Source organism: Desulfitobacterium dehalogenans ATCC 51507 (assembly GCF_000243155.2).
Classification (GTDB): domain Bacteria; phylum Bacillota; class Desulfitobacteriia; order Desulfitobacteriales; family Desulfitobacteriaceae; genus Desulfitobacterium; species Desulfitobacterium dehalogenans.
Genome location: NC_018017.1, coordinates 660,845 through 683,352, shown reverse-complemented (window position 1 = coordinate 683,352; position 22,508 = coordinate 660,845). Strand labels below are relative to the sequence as shown.

Annotated in this window: 18 protein-coding genes; 6 read left to right on the top strand and 12 right to left on the bottom strand. The window is 46.0% G+C overall.

All coding sequences use genetic code 11. The features are described 5' to 3' along the window. Positions 1-146: 146 nt before the first annotated feature. The 3 genes from DESDE_RS03195 to DESDE_RS03185 are packed head-to-tail and all read left to right on the top strand — an operon-like array spanning position 147 to position 1,839. Positions 147-989, top strand: a complete 843-nt coding sequence (locus DESDE_RS03195; RefSeq protein WP_014792598.1) for an SPFH domain-containing protein — start codon at positions 147-149, stop codon at positions 987-989. Between the two features lie 25 nt (positions 990-1,014). After that, positions 1,015-1,200, top strand: coding sequence for a type II toxin-antitoxin system antitoxin (locus DESDE_RS03190; protein ID WP_014792597.1), 186 nt, complete (start codon positions 1,015-1,017; stop codon positions 1,198-1,200). A 3-nt stretch (positions 1,201-1,203) separates the two neighbouring features. After that, complete coding sequence (locus DESDE_RS03185) at positions 1,204-1,839, top strand: GOLPH3/VPS74 family protein (RefSeq protein ID WP_014792596.1); 636 nt, start codon at positions 1,204-1,206, stop codon at positions 1,837-1,839. 93 nt (positions 1,840-1,932) lie between these two features. On the opposite strand, the gene DESDE_RS03180 is transcribed toward DESDE_RS03185, so the two are convergent. From DESDE_RS03180 to DESDE_RS03160, 5 genes are all read right to left on the bottom strand, one after another. After that, the gene (locus DESDE_RS03180) at positions 1,933-2,871 is read right to left on the bottom strand and encodes an MBL fold metallo-hydrolase (RefSeq protein WP_014792595.1); all 939 of its coding nucleotides are present in this window, start codon (positions 2,869-2,871) and stop codon (positions 1,933-1,935) included. Between the two features lie 142 nt (positions 2,872-3,013). Beyond that, a complete protein-coding gene (locus DESDE_RS03175; RefSeq protein WP_014792594.1) occupies positions 3,014-4,714 on the bottom strand; it encodes an FAD-dependent oxidoreductase in 1,701 nt (566 codons plus the stop codon). Positions 4,715-4,744: 30 nt separating this feature from the next. Continuing rightward, the gene (locus tag DESDE_RS03170) at positions 4,745-5,125 is read right to left on the bottom strand and encodes a hypothetical protein (RefSeq protein ID WP_014792593.1); all 381 of its coding nucleotides are present in this window, start codon (positions 5,123-5,125) and stop codon (positions 4,745-4,747) included. Between the two features lie 250 nt (positions 5,126-5,375). Beyond that, on the bottom strand, positions 5,376-7,232 hold the full coding sequence (locus DESDE_RS03165) for a helix-turn-helix transcriptional regulator (protein WP_014792592.1): 1,857 nt from the start codon (positions 7,230-7,232) through the stop codon (positions 5,376-5,378). A gap of 48 nt (positions 7,233-7,280) precedes the next feature. Further along, positions 7,281-7,796 (bottom strand): TetR/AcrR family transcriptional regulator, encoded by a 516-nt coding sequence (locus DESDE_RS03160; protein WP_014792591.1) that lies wholly within the window; start codon positions 7,794-7,796, stop codon positions 7,281-7,283. 274 nt (positions 7,797-8,070) lie between these two features. On the opposite strand from DESDE_RS03160, the gene DESDE_RS03155 reads away from it, so the two are divergent. Then, positions 8,071-9,693: an FAD-dependent oxidoreductase gene (locus DESDE_RS03155; RefSeq protein WP_014792590.1), complete on the top strand. Its 1,623-nt coding sequence runs from the start codon at positions 8,071-8,073 to the stop codon at positions 9,691-9,693. A 174-nt stretch (positions 9,694-9,867) separates the two neighbouring features. Here the strand turns inward: DESDE_RS03155 and DESDE_RS03150 are convergent, their stop codons facing one another. Continuing rightward, positions 9,868-10,548, bottom strand: a complete 681-nt coding sequence (locus DESDE_RS03150) for a response regulator transcription factor (protein ID WP_014792589.1) — start codon at positions 10,546-10,548, stop codon at positions 9,868-9,870. A gap of 101 nt (positions 10,549-10,649) precedes the next feature. On the opposite strand from DESDE_RS03150, the gene DESDE_RS03145 reads away from it, so the two are divergent. Then, positions 10,650-12,506, top strand: a complete 1,857-nt coding sequence (locus DESDE_RS03145; RefSeq protein ID WP_014792588.1) for a sensor histidine kinase — start codon at positions 10,650-10,652, stop codon at positions 12,504-12,506. Between the two features lie 118 nt (positions 12,507-12,624). On the opposite strand, the gene DESDE_RS03140 is transcribed toward DESDE_RS03145, so the two are convergent. The 6 genes from DESDE_RS03140 to argC form a co-directional block, all read right to left on the bottom strand. After that, positions 12,625-14,400 carry an FAD-binding protein gene (locus DESDE_RS03140; protein WP_014792587.1) on the bottom strand — a complete coding sequence of 592 codons (1,776 nt, stop codon included), beginning with the start codon at positions 14,398-14,400 and terminating at the stop codon, positions 12,625-12,627. Positions 14,401-14,543: 143 nt separating this feature from the next. Then, on the bottom strand, positions 14,544-16,544 hold the full coding sequence (locus DESDE_RS03135) for a methyl-accepting chemotaxis protein (RefSeq protein WP_014792586.1): 2,001 nt from the start codon (positions 16,542-16,544) through the stop codon (positions 14,544-14,546). A gap of 271 nt (positions 16,545-16,815) precedes the next feature. Further along, positions 16,816-18,015: an aspartate aminotransferase family protein gene (locus DESDE_RS03130; protein WP_014792585.1), complete on the bottom strand. Its 1,200-nt coding sequence runs from the start codon at positions 18,013-18,015 to the stop codon at positions 16,816-16,818. A 34-nt stretch (positions 18,016-18,049) separates the two neighbouring features. After that, positions 18,050-18,946 (bottom strand): acetylglutamate kinase, encoded by an 897-nt coding sequence (argB, locus tag DESDE_RS03125; protein ID WP_028305439.1) that lies wholly within the window; start codon positions 18,944-18,946, stop codon positions 18,050-18,052. A gap of 83 nt (positions 18,947-19,029) precedes the next feature. Beyond that, entirely contained in the window at positions 19,030-20,298 is a 1,269-nt protein-coding gene (gene argJ / locus DESDE_RS03120) for a bifunctional glutamate N-acetyltransferase/amino-acid acetyltransferase ArgJ (protein WP_014792583.1), read from the bottom strand. Positions 20,299-20,351: 53 nt separating this feature from the next. Next, entirely contained in the window at positions 20,352-21,407 is a 1,056-nt protein-coding gene (gene argC / locus DESDE_RS03115) for an N-acetyl-gamma-glutamyl-phosphate reductase (RefSeq protein ID WP_014792582.1), read from the bottom strand. A gap of 292 nt (positions 21,408-21,699) precedes the next feature. On the opposite strand from argC, the gene DESDE_RS03110 reads away from it, so the two are divergent. After that, positions 21,700-22,461, top strand: coding sequence for a threonine/serine exporter family protein (locus tag DESDE_RS03110; RefSeq protein WP_014792581.1), 762 nt, complete (start codon positions 21,700-21,702; stop codon positions 22,459-22,461). Positions 22,462-22,508 lie beyond the last annotated feature (47 nt).

The window sequence follows — 22,508 nt, the reverse complement described above, 5'->3', positions numbered from 1 at the left end:
TGACAATCTGTACTACTTATTGGGATGATTTTAATGTGTTTTTATATTTTTACTCCAAATCTGTTTACATTTCACTATAACAGTGATATCATAATGGTATCGAAGTAATCTTAAATCATTTTTTCCTTAAAAGGAGGCTATCCGTTATGAACGAAAAAAAGGCCTGGGTACTCAATGGTTATCTCGCTATGGTTATCGTTTTAGCTTTGCTCATCGGTGGCACAGCCCTTCTCATTCAAACACGATTTATCCTGGGGATCGTTCTTATCTGTATTGGGTTGGTTCTGTCCAGCGGCATCGTTGTGATACAGCCCAATAAATCCTATGTCATTACCTTTTTCGGCAGCTACATTGGAACGATACGCGAACCCGGACTTTGGCTCACCATCCCTTTTTCTATGCGCAAATCCGCTTCCTTGCGAGTTCGTAACTTCAACAGCAAGACTTTAAAGGTCAATGATGTGGAAGGAAATCCTATTGAGATTGCCGCGGTCATTGTTTTTCGGGTCATCGATACAGCCAAAGCCATTTTCGACGTGGATAAGTATGAGCAATTCGTCGAGATTCAAAGCGAGACCGCTCTCCGTCATGTCACCAGCCGTTACCCTTATGACAACTTCCAAAAAGAAGGCTATTCCCTGCGGGGTCATTCTGAAGAAGTAGCCGGAGAGCTCAGTCTGGAACTTCAGGAACGCCTCAAAGTGGCTGGTGTAGAAGTTATGGAAGCCCGCTTGACCCATTTAGCTTATGCTACTGAGATTGCCGGTGCAATGCTCCAGCGTCAACAAGCCAATGCTATTCTGGATGCCCGTCAGATCATTGTTGAGGGCGCCATGGGTATGGTCCGGATGGCCGTGGAACGCCTGGAAAAAGAAAATGTGGTTCAGCTTGATGAAGAGCGTAAAGCCGCGATGATTAACAATCTGCTGGTGACCATCGTCTCTGACCGCTCCGCTCAGCCTGTCATCAATACAGGTACCCTCTACTAATTTAGAATAATCCTGACAGGTGTTGATGTGTATGCCCAAGAAACAATTCGCTTTAAGGTTAGATCCCAAGCTATACACTGCCCTGGAAAAATGGGCAGCCGATGAGTTTAGAAGCGTCAACTCTCATATTGAGTTTCTGCTTCGAGAAGCTACCCGCAAGTCGGGACGCCTTAATAAGGATGGGAAAACACCTGATGAAGGAGGAGATTAATAGATGTTAACCCTCATGGAAGAAGTTCTTCTTATTTCTCTGAATGAAGAAAAGGGTAACTTCTCTTTCACTGCCAGCACCTGCATAGATTACTGTCTTACAGGTGCCATCCTTATGGAGTTAGAGCATCTTAAGCGGATTCGGGTGGATAAAAAGACTGTGGAAGTCTCCGATGCCAGGCCCCTTAATAATCGGCGACTGGAACTTGCCCTTCACCAGATGGATTCCAGCAAACGTCATCGCCCCCCTGACTATTGGATATCCAGGCTTCGCAGTACCCTCAAGGGCTTAAGGAAAGGCATTCTGGAGGAGATGGCGGATAAGGCTCTATTGCGTGAGGAAGAACAGCAAACCTTTATCTTCTTTTCCTCCACTCGTTATCCTGTCCGGGATGAACGGGCAAGAAAGGATATCTTGGATCGGATCCATCGCGTGCTTTTGCGGAGGGAAGACCCAGACCGCCAAACGGCCAAACTCATCGGCTTGCTCTATGCCGGCGGTATCCTCCCCTACCTGGTGGATAAAGGGGATCGAAAAGAAGCCAAAAAACGTGCTAAAGAAGTCACCAAAGATGATATATTGGCTAATGCCGTGAAAAAAGCCGTGCAGGCTACCTACTCCAATCCCGCCTTCTACTAAGATGGGAGCCCAAAGAAAGCAAACTCTTTCCAGCCTTTAAAAAACAGGGGGACGTTCACCGCATATGAAACGTCCCCCTGACTTATTAGACAACTAACTTTTCACCCAAGTGGCCCCAATCTCTTGAAGGGCGATCTTATCCATTTTCCCTGCCATGGCCTGGTTAAAACGCTGAATAGGTTCCTCCATGGGCTCTTGGGAGAGTTTAAAGGTTCCCCAATGCATGGGGAGAATCTTTTTCGCTCCCATTTCCTCGGCCATCTGAATGGCTTGCTCCGGAGTGGCATGACGGGCTTCAAAGGATTTGGGAGAATAAGCGGCAATACCCATAATCGCCAGCTCAATCTCTACTTCCCGCAATTGTTGCTGGAACTTTTCCGTATAACCCGTGTCAGCACCTATGAAGATATTGACACCATTTTTGGAAAGAAGGATGGAGTTAGCCTCCATCTCCTTGTTCCAAGGAAGGCGTGCTCCCCAATGCTCCCCTTCAATGGCTTTGACCTTAAGTCCCCCCGGATATTTTTTTTCGTCACCCCAATGCATCTCATCAATAGTTCTATAGTTCAACCCCTCCCAAAGGGAGCGGGTTCCCTTGGCTGTGACGACTGCGGTATCCGGTGATTGCATAGTCCTAAGGCTGGGGTAGTCAAAATGATCCGTGTGGGCATGGGAACAAATGACCAGATCCACCTTGCCTACCTGTTCAGCCGTTAAAGGGCTGGCTACATAGCGCTTCATACCGATAGTATAATTGCCTAGAGGAGTTAATCCGATTCTTTCGTAAAAAGTCGGATCGATGAGGATTTTTGTACCATAAAAGTTGATTAAAAAACCCGCATGACCAAGCCAGGCCACCGTTAGCTCCTCGTTCTTCCACTTTGCCGGCGTAGGAGTCAGGGTTGGCTTTGCTATTTTTTCCGTAGTATCATTTATATATCCCATATGAGAGGCCAAGGCTAACCCTCCTGCTGCTACAGCTCCCAAGGCGATAAACTTCCGCCGACTGATGCCGTTTTTTGGTGTTTCCATTAAGCTTTACCTCATACAACTCTTGCTATTAAAATTATACAATAGGATCTATAAAAAATACAAAGGAGAGTTGCCCTATCCTTTTCAGGTAGTGTCGCAACTCTCTTTTTATTGCATCTTTCTCTTACATCACTGGCTTGGCTTAGGCTTTTGTCGCTGCATCCAGTCCGGCCAGGTATCCGAAGATAACTCCGCCGGCTACAGGGTTGCCAGGGCCATGATAGGTAATTCCAGGGCCGCCTAATCCTGCAGCATTGCCGGCGGCATAGAGACCGGGGATAACATTGCCATGGACATCGATAACTTGTGCTTTAGCATTAATCCGTGCTCCGCCACAGGTTCCGCAATTGCCCGAGTGAATCTGAATGCCATAGTAGGGACCTTTGGCCAGGGGAGCCAAGGTGCAGGCAGGGTTCTCAGGATCTGCCTGTGCCATAGCATAGTCACCGGAGGCAAACCGATCGAAATAACTTTCTCCGCGGTGGAAATGGGGATCTGTGGGAGGAGTCTGGGAAGCATATTTATTAAATTCAGCTACAGTAGCTTCTAAACCTTTGGCATCGATGCCTAGTTTTTGAGCCAGTTCCGCCAAAGTATCTCCCTTGGTGATATAATCAGGAACATTATCCCCTTTAGCACCGGCGATACCGTACTTGCTCCATTGAACTGAGTCGGCGATGACAAAGGCCGGTAAATTGCGCCAACGATTCTCCCCAAAAGTGTCTCTCTCATAGAAAGGATAAGCGGAAGTATCATAATCACAGGCTTCGTTCATAAAACGCTTGCCCTCTTTATTAACAACGATCGTGCCGGGCTTTCCTCTCCAGAGGAACCAATCGCCAATAATCGTTTTCCAGGTGCTTTTTTTGTAATCTTTGGCGTTTTGACGATAGTTAGCCACTTCGTCTTCCCAGCCGGGGAGCAAATAAACCATTAACCCCCAGGATTCGTTCATATTGCGCAGATCGGCACCGGCCTCCATAGCCATTCTTAAGCCGTCGCCGCAGCCATAGACCCCTCCGCCACTGCCGGGATTAAAGACCACGGATGCATCCACCGGGCCTCTTTGGTAGGTTTTGAGCAGATCTTTATCCCATTCAAAACCGCCTGTAGCCAGAACGACCCCTTTGTTGGCTTTGACACGAATTTCTTTGCCATCTTGGTAAGCAGTAACGCCGATGATTTTGCCGGAATCATCCTTAATGAGCTTTTTGGCATGAGTATTTAGGGCAAATTTTACCCCTTTAGCAAGAGAGTAATCGTAAAGGGCAGCCATTAAAGCTTCTCCGGACCCTTTGCCATCGTAGGACGGACTGATACTGCGACCCAGTCTCTTTCCTCCCGGCCATTCCGGATGATAATCTGGATAGCCGAACTTGAATTCGATTTGCAATTTGTTCATAAGAAACTCAACGATTTGGGGGCCATTTTCGAGGTAAGCATCGATGAGTTCTTCATCAACCTGACCATCATTGCCTTTCATAATATACTGGCGGCCTTCCTCGATGGAATCCGGGATTCCCTCTTTTTTCTGCATAGGATTGGCAGGCACCCATAAGGCTCCGCCAGATACCCGGGTCGTTCCTCCTGGAATAGGCAAAGATTCCAAAACCAATACCGAGGCTCCGGCCTCTGCTGCGGAAACGGCAGCTCCACCGCCGGCACAACCAAATCCTATTACGACAACATCCGCTTCAGCATCCCAGTTTTCCGTAGCGGCCGGTGCTTGGGGTGCTGCGGACTGAGTACTGCACCCTGTCAAAAGGCCTGCTCCTGCTGCCACTGCAGTAGCTAACCCGCCGATCATAAATTTACGACGGCTTACATTTAAACTATCGCTCATCAAAGAGTCACTCCCTCATTACTATTGCGATTATTTTTGAAATGCCTCATCATATTTGCTTTCAATTTTTACCAGGGGTTGAGCTTGAACCCAAGTCCAAAGATCATCCCAAGCTGCTGCCGGAGCGATGGTCAGATTACCCGTCAGTGTACTCTGATATTGAGTAAGAATAGGATTTTCTTCTGTTTTACCTTCTCCCTCTATTCCCTCATTATCACTTGTGCCATCGGGATGGATCTCACCGCCTTTACCATCTCCTTTACGTCCGTCTTCATGGCAGGGCGTGCAGGTAACCTGATCCTCACTCATGGAGACAAAGGCATTGGTTTCTGTCGTTGTGCTCACTATCACGACAACAGCAAATGCAAGCAGCAAAAATACCCGTTTAGCCCACTTCATACCTTTTTCCAATCTTCTCACCTCCTCCTTGAGTGCACTTTCACATCAAAAGTGGCCCCATTCCTCCTTTGTTCTATGACCATGACCATTATATATGAAGCCTGTCCGCAGATGCGCAGACAGGCTTCATATCATTCTCCTTATTATGTTTAAGGGAGCATAGCCTTTGATATGTGAGGAATCGAAGGTATTCTGAGTATGGATAGGGTAGAGTCTTGATAAGGATAGGGTAGAGTAAAAATTAACATAAGGTAGAGTTTGCTCAAAAAGATGCCGTCGCGAACCATTGCTGAATTTTTCGAGCTGTTTGGAAGTCAGGATTTCTTCGACCCAACTCCAGCTTCGAGACCGTGGTTTGATCGATACCAATGGCTTCCGCTGCCTGCATCTGGGTCAGCCTTCTTCTTAGGCGTTCCTTCCTTAATTGCTCACCAAGGTTATTTAAGGATCCTGCTAATTTAGGCGGTTTAGTGGGTTTTGTCGCTGATTTAATCTTAGCGTATTGATCGATTATAGTCTGAGGAGGTTCCACCACCAATTTTAACTCCAGCCAGTCCTGCCCATTCTTATAGATCCGATCATATTGCCAACCGGCGATAATCTCCTTATCTTTGAGAGTATCCATCATCTTTTCAAATCGCTCGATTATTTTGGCTGAGCGTGACCTTTGATATTCCAGACGTATGGCATTAAGCAAGGTAGGGATGCGAATCGGTTCCAAATAATGTCCCCGGGATTGCCGGCTTCTCCATAACCAGGAGAAATAGCGGGCTGCCCGTTTCTCGTAAGCCTGGCGGTAAGGGTCCAGTTCAAAAACTCTTTTGGAAAGGATGGAGGTTTGCCTCTTCCCTTTCCGCAAATCGCGAACTAAAGGATTACCTGGCCGCACCTCCCATTTAAAATCCCCTTTGCTTCCTGTGTCCTGTAAATCCTTGCTTTTAGAAATAATAAAGGCTTTTTCTTCTAAGGTAAAGGAGCTGATCCCAGTGGGATTAATCCAGAGTTGATCTAATAAATCCATGTGGGCGGCAATACGTTCCCGCCACTTAGCTTTATATCCTCCTCTTTGTCCATGACCATTTTTCTGCCTGCGCAACCCTCGGAGATCGAGAATATCATCTGCATGAATCACGATTTTTTCTTGAAGGGATGTGGATTTCTTGAGCCAGAGGTGGCAGATTGAATCCATGACATCAGCTGTCTCGTCATTCATTCCTTTTATCAAGTCTTGACAAGGTTTAATGAGTGAATCATTCTCCCTTTTGAGAATCACCCTCCCGCTGGAGCTGCCGCTGGGAGTTTCCAGATTTGCACTAAACCAGATCCTATTGTCTTGTATGGCAAATTCCTGTGCTGCTACCACTTTGCGCAGTTGATGGTACATGGCCATACTAAACGTGGTAAGATACGAGGCTTTTTCTTGTATCATTCTCGGTCGGAGGATACTCTGCACCCCCATAACCGGTGCATTTAACCCTAAAAATTCTTCATAAAAAACCAAACTATACCGGGAAGGCTCGAGATACTCTTTTTGCAGGGATTGCATGTAGATATCCACAAAATTTTTGGCATAAATATTAAAGAGACTGTTAAACCGCTCGGCATTTGCATAGCAAAGGGTTTTGGAATAGACCTTTGACCAGGTTCGCTCCGACATACAGGACAGCGTTCTCAACTCAAATTCTTGAGACATGGCCTCCAGTGTCCAGATTACAGAGTGATTCCAATACCATCTCACCGCATCTTCCCACACATTCCCTTGATCAAGAAGATCCATGACAAATCTGCATACATGATTATCCACCCGTTCACTGACATCCGGGCTGAGGCTCAGGTCGCGAATATTCCCGCGATCATCAGTACAATAAATAACATGGGCCTTATGGAGCAAATCCCTATCCATTTCTCCCAGGCGTTGGGTTATGCTGTTCAAATAAGAATTTAAGAGAGCGGACTTAAGGTAGGAGGTGATCATGTCCGGGACTTGAGAAAAGCGTATCCCTGCTGTCCAACTCTTTAAATTACTTGAGTTCAAGGCATATTGAGCCTTCTCCAGCCACTCCTGATTCAATCCTTGTGACCCCAAATAGATCCTGCTAGCATTCGTGAACTCTTTCATAATCTTCCTCCTTATATTGCCCTATTCCAGGGAGGCACGGGGACGATCCTAGGATACCCTTTCAATCACAGAAACCATGTTATGTACAGTGTCGGTCATTTCTTCGATCTTTTCTTCCCTATCGTTAATAATCCATACGATCAATATTTCTACACACAATCCCACACTAGCCTTTTGCAGGAAAGAAGATATTCCTTTATTCGTCATCATGGCTGTAAAGACTTCGAGAATGTGACTGGATATGGTTTCTCTGAGAAACTCCGTCTTACTAGACTGAATCAAAGCATAGATAAGCTCACTATGGCTTGTATAATACTGATAAAATCTACGCAAATAAACCTTTTTATCATCTTCGTCATCCAAGTGGGCATTGTCATCATTAAAAGGTTGGAGGTAATCCCGAAGGACATCCATAGGCTGTGTATAATACCGGTAAAAGGTTGAACGGGACACTCCAGCTTTTAGCACTAATTCTTTTACAGTGATGTCCTCTAAATCTTTCTCTTTCATCAGTCGCATTACAGCAGTATATAGACAATCTTGGGCAAAGCTCTTTCTCAGCACGGGACATTTTCCCCCTTTATGTCTCATTTAACTGATAACATATTGAATGACTAGAGTCAGAATGTTAAGGTAATATCAGAAACCTGTGATAATAATAACAAATTACTCTATTTATGGAAAGGGGGATTATTCAACAATTGTATATACTCTGATCTATCAGCACTATACTTTTACAACTAGAGGATCGCTAAGAGGAAGGGTCAGTTGATTAGTCTTTTTCCGCTTGTATTAGTGAAGGAAATTACAAGAAGATAAATAAGGAGTGGATAATTTCATGACGACTTCAAATAGTTCGAAGGGGATCTCTCGTAAAGATTTTATCAAGGGCGCGGCTTTTAGTATTGCTGGTATAGCAACCATTGGCTTAGCCGGTTGTTCCACCGACACTTCCAAGAGTAACCCACCGGCACCGGCAGAGGGTATAGCTTGGGACCACGAGACGGATGTAGTGGTGGTGGGCTTTGGTGGTGCGGGAGGAGCGGCAGCTTGGGAAGCAGGTACAGCAGGATCCGAAGTCATCGTTCTCGAATTGGCTAAAGCGGCCGGCGGAAGTACTAATATCTGCGGCGGCCTCGTCACCATCGGTGGAGGTAATGCTCTGCAGAAAGCAGCCGGCTTTGAAGACAGCCCAGAGAACTTCTACAACTATTTAATAGCGGCATTGGGTACGGGGGCCGATGAGGACCAGTGCCGTATCTTTGCTGAACAAAGCCCGGATATGTACACCTGGCTTACGGAAAAGATTGGCGTAAAATTCAATCCCGGTGTCAACCCCCTCTGGCCCGAAACTCCTAATCCTACAGCCGGTTTAACCTGTACGGGGGACGAGTACCATATGGATTATGCTGCCGTGAGCAAAGCCGTACACCGTACAGGCTGGGTAGACAGCGAAACCCGGCCGGGGGGAAGAGACGGATCCGGTTTCTTCCAGCCTTTACTACGTGCTGTGGAAGCTCTTCCCAAGGTTAAGATTATGTACGAAACAGCGGGAGAGCAATTGGTCTATGATCATGATAAAAAACGGGTTCTTGGTATCAAGGCTAAGCAAGGGGATAAGACCCTCTCCATCAAAGCTCGCAAAGCAGTCGTTCTTACCGCCGGCGGCTTTGCCAAGAACGAAGATATGGTGAGAACCCACTGCCCAGCATTCAATGGGGTGTATGCTCTGGGAACCGCCGGGGATAACGGTGTAGGTATCAAAATGGGGCAGGCCTTGGGGGCAGCTTTACAAAACATGCACATGGCCTTTTCCACCAGTACGGCCTATGCCTACACCACCCAGGAAGGCTGTGCAGGCGGCCCCCTCTCTCAGGGCATCATTGTCAATCAATTCGGCTCACGTTTCGTCGCCGAAGATCATTACCATTCTTGGGTAGCAGAATATATGCTCCAAAATCACAGACCGCAGAAGCATCTTCCCAGCTATCTCATCTTCGATGCCAAAATGCACGATATCTTGTCGGAGAAATCCAAAGAAAGCCTGGAAAAGGCCAAGGTCACTAAAGCCAATAGTATCGAAGAGCTGGCCAAAGCCCTGGGTACTTCTGAAGGCGTGTTGGAAAATACCGTGCAATTCTACAATTCTAAAGCAGCTGAGGGAAAGGATCCTTTACTTAATAAACAGAGCAAATTCATCAAGCCGATTGCCACCGCTCCCTTCTATGCTCTGGAAATCGTCCCCACGAGCATGTTCACCGTAGGCGGATTACGGATCAACACCAAGGCCCAAGTTCTCTCCGCTGAGACCGGAGCACCTATAGCCGGACTCTACTCAGCCGGGCGGAATGCCGCCAATGTTATCGCTCAGCAATACGGCGGAAGCGGCACCAGTGTGGCCACTTGCTTTGTCTTTGGCAGGATTATCGGGCAAAATGCTGCGGCTGAAGCTGCTGTTTAAACTCAAAAGGAGAGTCCATTCATGGGGCCACGGGGACAGGTCAACTGGTACTATACTATCAAACACTAGACACTAAATGATTAATGGGACTGATTCCTATTTTGCATAGGTTCAGTCCCAATTTTCATCTTCCGATACATATTGACTATGAAGCAAAAAAATGTACTAATAAGATTAGTCATTAAACATATAGCCAATTTTACGCACAGTCTTAATGTATTTGGGCTTTAAGGGATCCTCTTCAATCTTTTTTCGTAGGTTACTAACATGGACACATACTGTTCGCACATCCCCGTAACTGGGACGCTGCCATATGAAGTAATAGATTTCTTCCAGCTCTAAGACAATCCCTTTGTTTCTCATCAAGAAGTAAAGAATTTGAAATTCCGTTGGGGATAGATACACCCTATCGTTTCCCTTTTGAACGGTATGGGTATTGGTATTAAGAGCCAGCTCCCCACTATAGAGCATGTCCTCAACGCGAGGATTACTCCGTTGCATACGCCTTAAATTCGCTTCAATACGAGCCAGCAAAACCGGGCACTTAAATGGCTTAACCAAATAATCATCGCCACCCAGACGCAAGGCCTTAACAATGGTTTCCTCATCATCAAGACAGCTAATGAATATGATTGGACAATAGAGTCTTCGCCGGAGTTGAGCACAGATTTCCATGCCATCCATTCCCGGTAAACGAATATCAAGCAAAATTGCACCGACCTGCTCATTGGCTGCGCTCAACGCCTCCTGGGCATTTTTCACCCATTGAACGTGATATTCTTGGTTTTTCGCAAGATAAAACTGAATGATCTCGGCAATCGTAGGATCATCTTCAACTAGCAAAATGCGATGCATGGATATCACCTTCTTATAGTATTCCGTCCTGATAGTCTTTCCAAGACGATTGTGAAACTTTATATTTGTACTTCAGCCTTATTTTAATGGAGGTTTCTCCTATGCGCAAGTTCACCCTTCCTTTGGTCATGTTCGTCATGATTTTTATGCTATCCTTTCTGGTCCCAGGCTATCTAACCAGCCAAACTCCAATATTCTACTCGGGTTCAGTTATTCCTGAGGATATAGCAGAACGCAGTTACATCGTTTCTAGCCCGAAGAATCAATCGATCGAGGAAAGCCAACTTTCCCTTCATCTTCACATACCCAAAGAAGTACCTGAACTCGTTCTGGTGTTCTCCGATTTTAAATCCGTGCAAGTACATATGGATGGTGCCCTTACCTATTCTTATGATAGCCATACTTTCTACCAAAGAGTGCACCAAATCCCTCTACCCAGGGACAACGTGGATGAAGATAAAACTTTAAACATAGACCTTGATCTTCAACTCCCTCGCCATTCCTTTGCAACCAAGATTATGCTGGCCACGCATGAAAACGCCGAGAAAGATATGTTATTGGCTTATGGGTTGAGCATGCTCACCTTAGGTATCTATCTACTCATCGTTATCTACAGTCTATCCCTCTATATCAAAAAGCCCAGCGAAAAATATCTGCTCCTGCTTATGGCACTGGCATTGACTGCTCTAATCTCCGCTTTATCCAATTCGAATTTTATTCTTTTAGAATTTCGTTCTCTGACGGATTTGGTACGAATATTTCGCATCGTCTTTTCTGTTGCACTCTGCTTTGTGCTAATGGATATTCACCTTCCTGGGAAGTGGAATCTGCTGGTACGAGGGCCGGGAATCACTGCCCTTACTTTTATGCTGATTCTCCTCAATTCCTTGGGGCTAAACAATTTGTTTGAGCATATAGCCTATTCCCTCGCTCTGCCCTCCGCTTATGCGGTTATAGCCGGCTGTGCGAAGAAGAGACCGGATGCCTACATCCTACTCATCGGGACTGCCATACGCGAAGGCTTACGTGTCTTTTTCCGCTTTGTGGAGCTTGGTTACTTTCTTCCTGCCATATCCATGTTTTATTACTATATCCCCCAATTCAGCGGCATGATCTTTGCCTTTTCATGTATGTTTGTGATTAATAGCCGATTCGCTCGAAAATTTGACGAGGTAGATAAACTGGTGGTTAAACTCGAAGAAGCAAATGCCCACTTGGACGCCAAAGTCTTGCTTCGTACTCAAGAACTCGAAAAGGCTAACCAAAAAATACTGGAAGAGCAAAGAAAAAAGCACAGTATGACTGCTAACATTTTTCATGATCTGCGCACTCCCATCTTTAATGCCCAAGGTTCAGCAGAAATGATAGAGCTCTCTGACGAAAGAAATGCAGCCACACTCACTGTTCTCAAAAATCAACTGGATTATCTCGGTCGCCTAACAGAAGACTTACTCCTCATTTCCAAGTTGGAGGAAGGAGGCATTACCTTTAATCAATTTCGTGTGCGATTGGATTCTCTTTGCGCTACCGTCCTCGAAGGTTCCCAGACTATGGCTCAGCGGAAAGGCATTGCATTATCCAGCCAAATCGAAAAGGATGTCTGCGTTACAGGAGATGCCTTTCGTCTCAAGCAAGTGCTGGAAAACCTTATGTCAAATGCTTTAAAATTTACTTCCGAAAACGGATCAATAACCCTTATCCTTCGTAGTGAAGGGCCAAATGCCGTCATTGAAATCTGCGACACAGGCCTTGGCATCGATTCAGAGGATTTGCCCAAAATCTTTGGTCGCTATTATTACAGCAAACAAGGGAGCAACATTGAATCCTCAGGTCTGGGCCTTTCCATCGCTTTCGAAATCGTGAAAGCCCACCAGGGTGAGATCCGTGTGGAGAGTGAGGCGGACAAAGGCTCGACTTTCATCGTGATACTACCCCTGGAACAAGTCGAAGGACATTAGTGAAACAAAACCTCTAAAACTATTTACGATAGTTTTAGAGGTTTCATCGTCTATAGAGATTGTTTATGTGCATTTTATCTTAGTTAGTTAAAGTGATTCCTATTTTCCCTTGCAAAGATTACTTAATATCTGTTGCAGCCTGTTCCCCTACTACATCACCGAATACAACAGCAACAATGAGTGCGTATCCAACTTCTCCAGCAGCGGCACCATGACCGGAAGTTGCTCCTGCGGCATAGAGGCCCGGAATGACTTTACCTTCTGTACTGATGACATGTCCAGTCTCATCCACTTTAATCCCACCGTAAGTGCTTTGCATAGAAGGTGTGACTAAAGCAGCATAGTATTTGGGCTTATCAATGGGATCAGAAATTTTCCGGCCAAATTCCTTATCCTCACCATTAATTGTATAAGATTGGTAATCCTTCATCGTCTTAAGGAAGTTTTCTTTATTGACATCGATCTTATCAGCTAATCCTTCAAGAGTATCAGCAGAGATGAAATAACCGGAATCGTTGTATCCCTTCATTAGCTTGAGATCTTCAATGACAGTTTGGTCGAAGATAGCGTAGGCTTCATGACCCTTCTGCATCATCATTTGCTCAGACTTGTAGTTAATGGAGCCATGGTCTTCATTGACAAAGCGTTTGCCATCATGATTAACCAGCACGGTATGGTTGTTAATTGCCGTGAGAGATACCGCTGACCCATCCTCTAAAACATGAGCAAGATAATTGGCTTTGACTTGATCCATATTATAAAGGGCTGCACCGACCTTTTCGGCCATGATGATTCCATCACCGGTCAAAGAAGCAGAGCCCGTGGTGGGTCGATTAAGCCAGGTGGGATTATACTTGGCGAGGAGTTCCGGATTATTGGAGAAACCACCGGTCGTTACGATGACAGCCTTCGCCTTAATCTTATAATTGCCATCGGGAGTCTCTATTTCGATTCCCGTTGCCTTACCATCTTCCATAATGATTGAGGTAGCCTTAGTGTTTAAGCGATAATCGACTTTCTTTGCGTTCAATTCCTTAGATAAGGCGGCGACAATATGGGTACCCGGTGCACTGCCATCTTTAATTTTGTGTTGGAAGGTATTGGTGATTCTACCGAAGGGTACACCCAAATCGACGAGCCAATCAACCATCGCTCCGCTGCGATCGGCATAGGTCTTCAGGGTGGTCCGATCCGCAGGCATGTTCTTTTGGGTGGCAATACCATCCAATTGTTTGTAGAAATCTTCGGCTGAGCTGTTGGGGATGCTTAATTCCTTTTGAACGCTTGAACCTGCTGCATTAAGCAAAGTAGAAGCCATCATAGTATCGCCACCACCCAGCATACCCATCTTTTCCACGAGGATAACATCTTTACCTAAAGCGGATGCTTTAATGGCGGCAATCATCCCCGCTGCACCGGCACCGACAACCACGATATCTGTCTCAGCATCCTGTACTTGGATCTTTTCCTTTTCGACTCCTTGCATCAACTTGTTAATATCTCCACCCGCTTTGGTCAGCGCTTCTTTAGCAGCTGCCAAAATCGCACCACTGGTCAAGGAAGCTCCGGCAATTGTATCAACCTTTAAGGTTTGCCCTTCCACAATCTTTTGTGGAATCTGTTGAATCGGAGCATCACTTAACATTGCCGTTTCACTATGTTCTAAAACCTTCACAGAAAGAATTCTACTTTCATCTACCGTTACTTCTAATTTTAAGATTCCATTACGTCCAGGAGCTTCAGCCGCATAGGTTCCTGGAGTAAAGCTTAACCCATCGCTTGTTTTTTTTGGAGTTTCCTTTGGTGTATTCGTTGAGCTCGAGCATGCTGTCAGTGTAAATAGCATCGCTAAGCAGATTAACAAAGAAATTATTTTCTTAAATCTCTTGTTCATACAGTTTCCCCCAACCTAATTTGGTTTTCGATTGAGCTCTAATCGAAAATTAATATAAGCACTTGATCACTGTGCTTTAATCACATTGTACATTATTTATCAAAGTAAGTGTTTAAAGATTCGCTAAAGGTTTATGGCTCTCATCATATTTCAAAGCGGGAAATACTCTCGTTAAGGGACTTAGAGTTATCTTTTGCAGACTGGGCCAGTTGGATGACTTCATTGGTCATTTGAGTAATATCCATTGCTTCACCGGCAATATTAGACGCCCCATGTGCCGCATCATTTGAAGCCTGGGAAATCCCCTGAATGGCCTGAACCATATTCTGTACTGATGCCAAAAGTTCTTCTGAGGTTACACTAATCTCATTCATCATAGCATCAATACTGGAAGAACTCTGGCTATACTGCTCGCTGGATTCAACAAGATAGCTATAATCAGCCAGCACTTTCTTATCTACGAATTCTAAGATTTCCCCCGAGCTGACGGTTAAGTCTTTTACAGCCTCTACAATGACTTTCGTGACATCCTGAATTCTCGCGACTGCATTATTGGAGCTCTCAGCCAGTTTACGGATTTCCTCTGCTACCACTGAGAACCCTTTTCCCGCTTCACCGGCTCTGGCGGCTTCTATGGCAGCATTAAGGGCTAATAAATTTGTCTGGGACGTTATGGCCAGGATTGATTCGGACAGTTCATTGATTTGGGATACTATCCCGGATTTTTCGATAGCCTCTTGCAGGTCACCTTTTGTTTTCGTGTAAATTTCCATTGCACTGCTGCTTGAAGACATGGCTTTCTTTTTCATTTCCTCTGCCATAGCTTTTACGGTTCCCACCGTTATCAAGGTTTCCTGAGATTTGGAAGCCACTGTTTCCGCAGCCCCTTCCATTTGCGTCGATGTCGCATTCATCTCTTCTGTTGCCGCTGCCGTTTCCTCTGACCCCGCTGATAATTCCTCCGTAGTGGCCGAGACATTTTCTATGGAATGATTTAGACGCTCCATACTGGCATTGATCGATGAAAGCACTTCATTCATATGAACAGACTTTTCCTTAACTTCTCCCACAATAGTTATGATCGATTCACGCATCGTTTTCATAGCATTGCCAAGGAGTCCTGTTTCATCTTTCATCTTAAGTAGCTTTTCCGAAACCTCTTGGGTAAAATCGCCAGTGGCTACAGTATTCAAATATTCCGAAACCGCTTTCAATGGACTGGAAATTTTAGAAGCAATCCAATAGGTTAAAACTATACCCAGGACAAGAAATACAACGGAGATAAGCAATATGTTCTTTGCCAGTTCATCGACTTTTGCCATTACTTCTGATTTTGGAGCTGTAATGGCAAGAGCCCAGTCCGTCCCCTCTATCGGCATAAATCCCATATATCGGGTAATATTCTGATAAGTATATTCGCCGACTCCCTTTTCTCCCTGGATCATCTTTTCGTGGAGGGCGGCCAAACCTCTCAGAGACTCATCGGCTTTAGCCAGATCGGAGAAATTGGTCATATTCATTACCAAATCCTTGTCCTTATGGGCGACAACGATTCCGCTATTATTAATCATATAAGCTTGTCCGCTTTCCCCAAACTTGATATCATCGGTCATAGCACTTAATTCATTTCCGTCGCGAGTCGCAATTACGACACCCTTTACTTTTCCAGCCTCATCCTTTATCGGCACCGCATATGTAACAATTAAGGCTTTACTCGCTTTCCCTACTACTGGGTCGGAAACAGCGCCCTCCCCTGCCAAAGCCTTTTTAAAATAATTGCGGTCTGCCACTTCTATCACTGATCCGTCGCTTAGAGTTACTTGGCCTTTCAAGTTGCCAATCCCTATTTTCTGATAGCCGCTTCGCTTAATTTCTCGACTTAACTGATTTAACTTTTGTTCTACTGTTAATTGATCATTAATAACAAGATCACTTTCGGCCACTGCCGCCATAGCATTGAGTTGTACGTCTACCCGAGCTTTGATCGTTTTTGCTCCTTCATCTGCTAGTTGCAGCAAGGATTGATCAATGTTATCCGACACTGAATGAGAGGCTGCCGAATAGGATATCATTCCGATACCGGCACAAATAAATAGAATAATAACACCAAAGAATAAAGAAAGTCTCGTTTTGATACTCTTCAAGATATTTCCCCCTATAATATGATTTATTATCAGACGAGGTATGGAATATAAAATTCCATATTTATACCAATTGTACATCTAATTACAAGACAGAAGTTTAAAGATTCGCTAAATATTGAAGGAATGGCAAAAGGAGATGAAACCCAAAAGGAGAGTCCTCTCTTACTACCCTACAGGGGTAGTAAGAGAGGACTCTCCTTTTACTATAATCTTATTCGAGTTAATCTTTTGGATTTAGAAGGAAGTAAAAGAACCATCCCCTTGCCTCACTTTACCAACACTCAGCAAAAACCTGATCGAGAATGGTGATGGCCCCATCTATTTCTTGATAAGAAACATTGAGAGGGGGTAAAAATCTTAGGGCTTTTCCTCCCACAAAATTAATCAGCAGGCCTTTTTCTCTGGCTCCTTCCACAATCTCCGCTCCTGAGCGGTCAAGAGGCCAGCCAAGGATAAAGCCCTGTCCTCGGATCTCTGTGCCGGTTTGGTATTTGTCTGCCAGCTTTTGCAGCTTCAGCTTAAAATACTGTGCCCGTTTTAGAACATCTTCCAGGAATCCTTCCTCGGTGATCACATCCATTACAGCACAGCCTACGGCTGTAGCCAGGGGGTTCCCCCCGAAGGTTGAGGCATGATCTCCGGGCTTAAAGGTGGAGGCAACTTCTTCCTTAGTCAGCATGGCCCCGATGGGCACCCCGCCCCCCAAGGCTTTAGCTAAGGTCATAATATCCGGGGCCACATTGCTCCATTCATAGGCAAAAAGCTTGCCGGTTCTCCCTAAGCCCACTTGAACTTCATCAAAGATAAGAAGTGCCCCGTAATCATCGCAAAGCTTGCGGGCTTTTGCTAAGAATTCCACCTCTAAGGGAAATACCCCGCCTTCCCCCTGAATAGGCTCCAGCATTACGGCTGCCACCTTAGGGCTCATTTTCTCTTCCAGCTGCGCCAGGTCATTGATGGGCACATAAGTGAATCCTTCCGGCAAAGGTGCATACCCTTCTTGGTATTTGGTCTGCCCGGTAGCCGTCAATGTGGCTAAAGTCCGACCATGGAAGGAGTTGACCAGAGTCAGGATTTCATATTTATCCTCGCTATAATGCTCTTTGGCGTATTTTCGAGCTAATTTTATGGCTGCTTCATTGGCTTCGGCGCCGCTGTTGCAGAAAAAAATCTTGTCGGCAAAGGAGTGTTCCACTAATTTTTCCGCCAGGGCGATTTGATTAGGAATCCAATAGAGGTTGGAGGTATGCACTATCTCCTCAGCCTGCTTTTGAATGGCCTCCACCACCGCCGGATGGCTATGACCCAGCGAGCTGACCGCTAAGCCTGTGACAAAGTCCAAATACTGCTTACCTTCAATATCCCAAACGATAGAGCCCTTCCCCTTGACAATGGCCATGGGCAGACGGCCATAGGTATTCATCACTACCTCTTGACCCCGTTGAATCATGGCATGGGTCTTTTCGAACATATTTTACCTCCCCCTTCTAAAAAGTCCTTTGATCTCAAGAATTAAACATCGTTCCAATTCCGCCATCCGTAAAGAGTTCTAAAAGAATAGCGTGAGGGATTCGTCCATCGAGGATATGAACACTTCCCACCCCCCCTTGCAGGGCTGCCCGGGCACATTCTACTTTGGGAATCATTCCTCCGCTAATCACACCCAAATCAATCAGCCCCGAGATCTCATCTTTCTTGATCACGGAAAGCAGGGAATCTTTATTCTCCATATCCCTAAGAACCCCTGGCACATCGGTGAGTAGAAGAAATCTATCGGCTTTCAAGGCTTTGGCAATTTCCCCGGCGGCTGTATCGGCGTTGATATTATAGGATTCCCCATCCTCACCGCCGGCCACCGGTGAGATAACAGGAATATAGCCTTGTTCCACGAGAGAGGTAACTATTTCCGGACGAACCTGCTCGATCTCTCCTACAAAGCCCAAATCCACATCCTCCAATTCCCCTTGGAAATTCTGAAACTTCATGGGCTTCTTAACTGCTTGGAGTAACTGAGCATCTTTTCCTGATAATCCTACAGCTTTGCCGCCGAAACGGTTGAGCAAGGAAATGATTTCTGTGTTGAGCTTTCCCACCAAGACCATGGAGGCGATTTCCATAGTTTCTTTATCGGTGACCCTCAGCCCTCGCACAAAATGGCTTTCTTTTCCGACTCTGGTCAACATTGAATTGATCTCAGGACCTCCCCCATGGACCACTACCGGACGAATCCCGACGGAGTGCAGAAGAAGAATATCCAGCATGACTTTTTCCTTGAGGTCCTGCTCAAGCATAGCATGACCGCCATATTTAATGACCATTGTTTTGCCGGCAAATTTCTGAATATAAGGCAGTGCCTCAATGAGCACTCTGGCTTTATCCAGGCCTTTATCTAGAGGAGTCATCTCCATATCCCCTTTCTTGAGGTCGGAAGGTAGAGGCCGGAGAGCAAAAACCCCCTCTTTGAAACCCCGGCCCCGGCCTTCATTCAAGTCCGATAATCTCCATTAATGGTGACATAATCATGGGTCAGGTCACACCCCCAGGCCGTGGCCTGGGCTTGCCCTTCTTGAAGCAGAAGCTTGATGGTCACATCCTTCTTGATGAGGACCTCCTTGGCTTCCTCTTCGGAGAAATTAACTCCCTGACCTTCCTTGGCTACTAAGACATGACCCAGATAGATCTCTACTTGATCGGGATCGAACTCCGCTCCGGAATACCCTGCGGCGGCAAGGATTCTTCCCCAGTTGGCATCCTCGCCATAGAGAGCTGTCTTTACCAAACTGGATCCGCAAATGCTTTTAGCGATCTTACGGGCATCCTCCACTGTAGCTGCCCCAAAAGCCTGGACTTCCAGAAATTTGGTCGCTCCTTCCCCATCCCGGGCGATGTCCTGAGCCAGCTTCTTGCATACGGCCAAAAACATCCGGCGAAACTCCGCCCACTCTCCGGAATTTAAGGTGATCCCCGACTTTCCGTTGGCAAGAACCAATACCATATCGTTAGTGCTGGTATCCCCATCCACTGTCACCATATTAAAACTTTCTTCTACCGCTTCACTTAAGAGTTCCTGCAGATCGGGGGCAGGAATTGTAGCATCCGTGGTGATAAAGCCCAGCATAGTACCCATATTGGGATGGATCATTCCGGAGCCTTTAGCCATAGCTCCCAGGCGGACTTTTCCATTCTCTGTGAGCAATTCACAAGCTGCCTCTTTAACTACGGTGTCGGTGGTCATAATGGCCAACGCTGCCTGATGGGAATTCTGCAGCGCTTCCTCTGGGGATATTTTCTTTGAGATCTCCAGAGAGGCCGCCCCGATCCCTTTGGTAACACGCTCTACAGGCAATTCCGCACCGATGACCCCGGTGGAAGCCACAAGCACATCTTCGGCGGCAATTCCCAGTACTTCTGCAGTCTTCACAGCCATAGCCCAGGCGGCCTCATCTCCCGGTTTTCCCACACAGGCATTGGCGTTACCGCTGTTAGCCACCATAGCCTGAGCCACGCCATTCTCCAAATGTTTTTTGGTCAGAAGCAAGGGATGAGCTTTCACCTTATTGCGGGTAAACACTCCCGCAGCTTGAGCCGGTGCCTCGGAATAAACCAAGGCCACATCGTATTTATTCGGATATTTAACCCCCGCCTTGACTCCCGCTGCCCGGAATCCCTGAGGAGCGGCAATCCCTCCCTGAATCCAGGACCACTTGGGTTGGGATTCGCATATGCTTTCTGTACTTTGAGTTGTTTTATCCATTTAACTCACTACCTTTATTATTTAATAGGTCCAAACTGAATGAATGAACTTATTTATGGCCAAAGTCCTCTCATTTTAAGCCCCATATTCTCCGGCAGTCCGCAGATCAGATTCATATTTTGAATGGCCTGCCCAGAGGCCCCTTTGACCAAATTATCCAGTGAGGAGATCAGGATAGCCCGCCCGGTCCGTGAATCCACTTTAAGCTGGAGAAAACTATGATTGCTTCCTGAAGCGAATTTTGTTTGTGGCCAGATTCCCTCCGGAAGAATATGCACAAACTCCTCTCCCTCATACTGCTCCTGCCAGCAGACTTTAAGGTCAGCCTCTGTGACGCCGGGTGTAACCTGGGCATAGATGGTGGCAAGGATTCCCCGAGTCATAGGCACTAGATGGGGGGTAAAATTAACCAGGAGTTCTGACCCTGCTGCCTCCGTTAATTGCTGCTCAATCTCCGGTGTGTGGCGATGGCTGGCTACTCCGTAGGCTTTAAAATTCTCATTGACTTCACTGAAATGGTTTCCCAAAGTAACACCACGTCCCGCTCCGGAAACTCCGGATTTGGCATCGATAATCAGTCCATCTTTCTGCAGCAGCCCTTTTTGGAGTAGTGGAGCCAAAGCTAAGAGGGTGGCTGTGGGATAGCAGCCGGGGTTGGCTATGAGGGCTTTTCCCACAATTTTATCCCGATACAATTCCGGAAGACCATAGACTGCTCCAGGAATCAGCTCTTTAGCAGGATGCTTTACTTTATACCAATTTTCATAAACTGTTGCATCCTTGAGGCGAAAATCTGCTCCCAAATCGATGACTTTAATGCCTCGGTTCAGCCATTGGGCAGTTCGGTCTGCTGTAAGTCCATGAGGAAGGGCGCAGAACAAAACATCCAAGTCCGGCACCTGCTCATTATCCAGCTTCCCTGTTCCTAACCCTGACCCCATACCTTGACTAGACCTTAACCCTGAAAACTGTGGGAACATCTCCTCATAGACTGCTCCGCTATTACTGGAGGAGCCTAAGTATGCTAATTCTATTTCAGGGTGATTTTGGAGTAAACGCGCCAGCTCTTGACCTGTATACCCTGTGGCTCCGATAATTCCTACTTTCACACCGATACCTCCTCATTATCGTTTTAATAATTATACATTTATATGCATAATAATTCAATTGCTTTTTTAAGTATTTTATTTTTTTTAGTCACTCTTTACCACTTACGCTCACCTTCACTAAGTTGTTCATTTTTATACTTACTGATTAATCACTATTCTATTTTGTAGGTTCTCTTGAATTTGTGCTATCATTGTATGGAATAAATTCCTTAATCCAAAGTGTATGGAATTCATAGAGCAGCTAATCCATGGTTCAACATGAATTCGCCGCTTCTACATAGGAGGAAATCAAGTGAACTCAACCATTGGGGAAATCATGGAGGTCTGCCTTCTGGCCGGTAAAATCATGCTGCAAAGCGGGGCGGAGATCTATCGGATCGAAGATACCATGAACCGTATTGCCCGTACTTGTGCGGTTCCTGAAGCTCATAGCTATGTTACACCCACAGGAATTTTCTTATCCCTTCAGGGCCAGGAGAGGGATCAGGAGCAGACTAAGTTTCTGAGAATCTATGAGCGTCAAATTGATTTGAATAAAATCGTCAGTGTCAATGAAATCTCCCGCAAATTAAGCGAGAAGGAGCTTACCATTCAGCAGGCCTATGACGCTCTTTTAACTATCGAAAAATCCGGCTTTCTTTACCCCTTCTGGCTGCAGCTCATCGCGGCAGCTCTGGCCAGCGGCTTTTTCAGTCTGGCCTTCGGAGGAACCATAATTGACTTCTTGCCCTCAGTGGCGGCTGGTGGATTGGGGTTTTTACTCTATGCCAAATCCAATCGCCGCATTGCCGTAAAGTTCTTCTCCGAAATCTTTGCTGCCTTTACCATCGGCTTTATTGCTTATTTTTTCTATTATCTCGGTATTGATATTCAGATCGACAAAGTCATTATTGGATCGGTCATGCCTTTAGTGCCCGGTGTGATCATCACGAATGCTGTCCGTGATCTGATGGCCGGGGATCTTGTCGCAGGACTTGCCCGTGGAACTGAAGCTTTCTTAACAGCCTTTGCCATCGGTACTGGAGTAGCGGTGGTTTTAGCTGTGCTAATGTAGGAAAATGGGGGACAATAAACCTGTCCCTTTTACCTTGTTATAGGAAG

Coding starts and splice junctions, on each gene's coding strand:
- DESDE_RS03130 (WP_014792585.1), bottom strand. CDS start 18,015: ATGTTCGAAAAGACCCATGCCATGATTCAACGGGGTCAAGAGGTAGTG.
- DESDE_RS03155 (WP_014792590.1), top strand. CDS start 8,071: ATGACGACTTCAAATAGTTCGAAGGGGATCTCTCGTAAAGATTTTATC.
- DESDE_RS03180 (WP_014792595.1), bottom strand. CDS start 2,871: ATGGAAACACCAAAAAACGGCATCAGTCGGCGGAAGTTTATCGCCTTG.
- DESDE_RS03145 (WP_014792588.1), top strand. CDS start 10,650: ATGCGCAAGTTCACCCTTCCTTTGGTCATGTTCGTCATGATTTTTATG.
- DESDE_RS03165 (WP_014792592.1), bottom strand. CDS start 7,232: ATGAAAGAGTTCACGAATGCTAGCAGGATCTATTTGGGGTCACAAGGA.
- DESDE_RS03175 (WP_014792594.1), bottom strand. CDS start 4,714: ATGAGCGATAGTTTAAATGTAAGCCGTCGTAAATTTATGATCGGCGGG.
- DESDE_RS03150 (WP_014792589.1), bottom strand. CDS start 10,548: ATGCATCGCATTTTGCTAGTTGAAGATGATCCTACGATTGCCGAGATC.
- DESDE_RS03140 (WP_014792587.1), bottom strand. CDS start 14,400: ATGAACAAGAGATTTAAGAAAATAATTTCTTTGTTAATCTGCTTAGCG.
- DESDE_RS03190 (WP_014792597.1), top strand. CDS start 1,015: ATGTGTATGCCCAAGAAACAATTCGCTTTAAGGTTAGATCCCAAGCTA.
- DESDE_RS03185 (WP_014792596.1), top strand. CDS start 1,204: ATGTTAACCCTCATGGAAGAAGTTCTTCTTATTTCTCTGAATGAAGAA.
- argJ (WP_014792583.1), bottom strand. CDS start 20,298: ATGGATAAAACAACTCAAAGTACAGAAAGCATATGCGAATCCCAACCC.
- DESDE_RS03195 (WP_014792598.1), top strand. CDS start 147: ATGAACGAAAAAAAGGCCTGGGTACTCAATGGTTATCTCGCTATGGTT.
- argB (WP_028305439.1), bottom strand. CDS start 18,946: ATGACTCCTCTAGATAAAGGCCTGGATAAAGCCAGAGTGCTCATTGAG.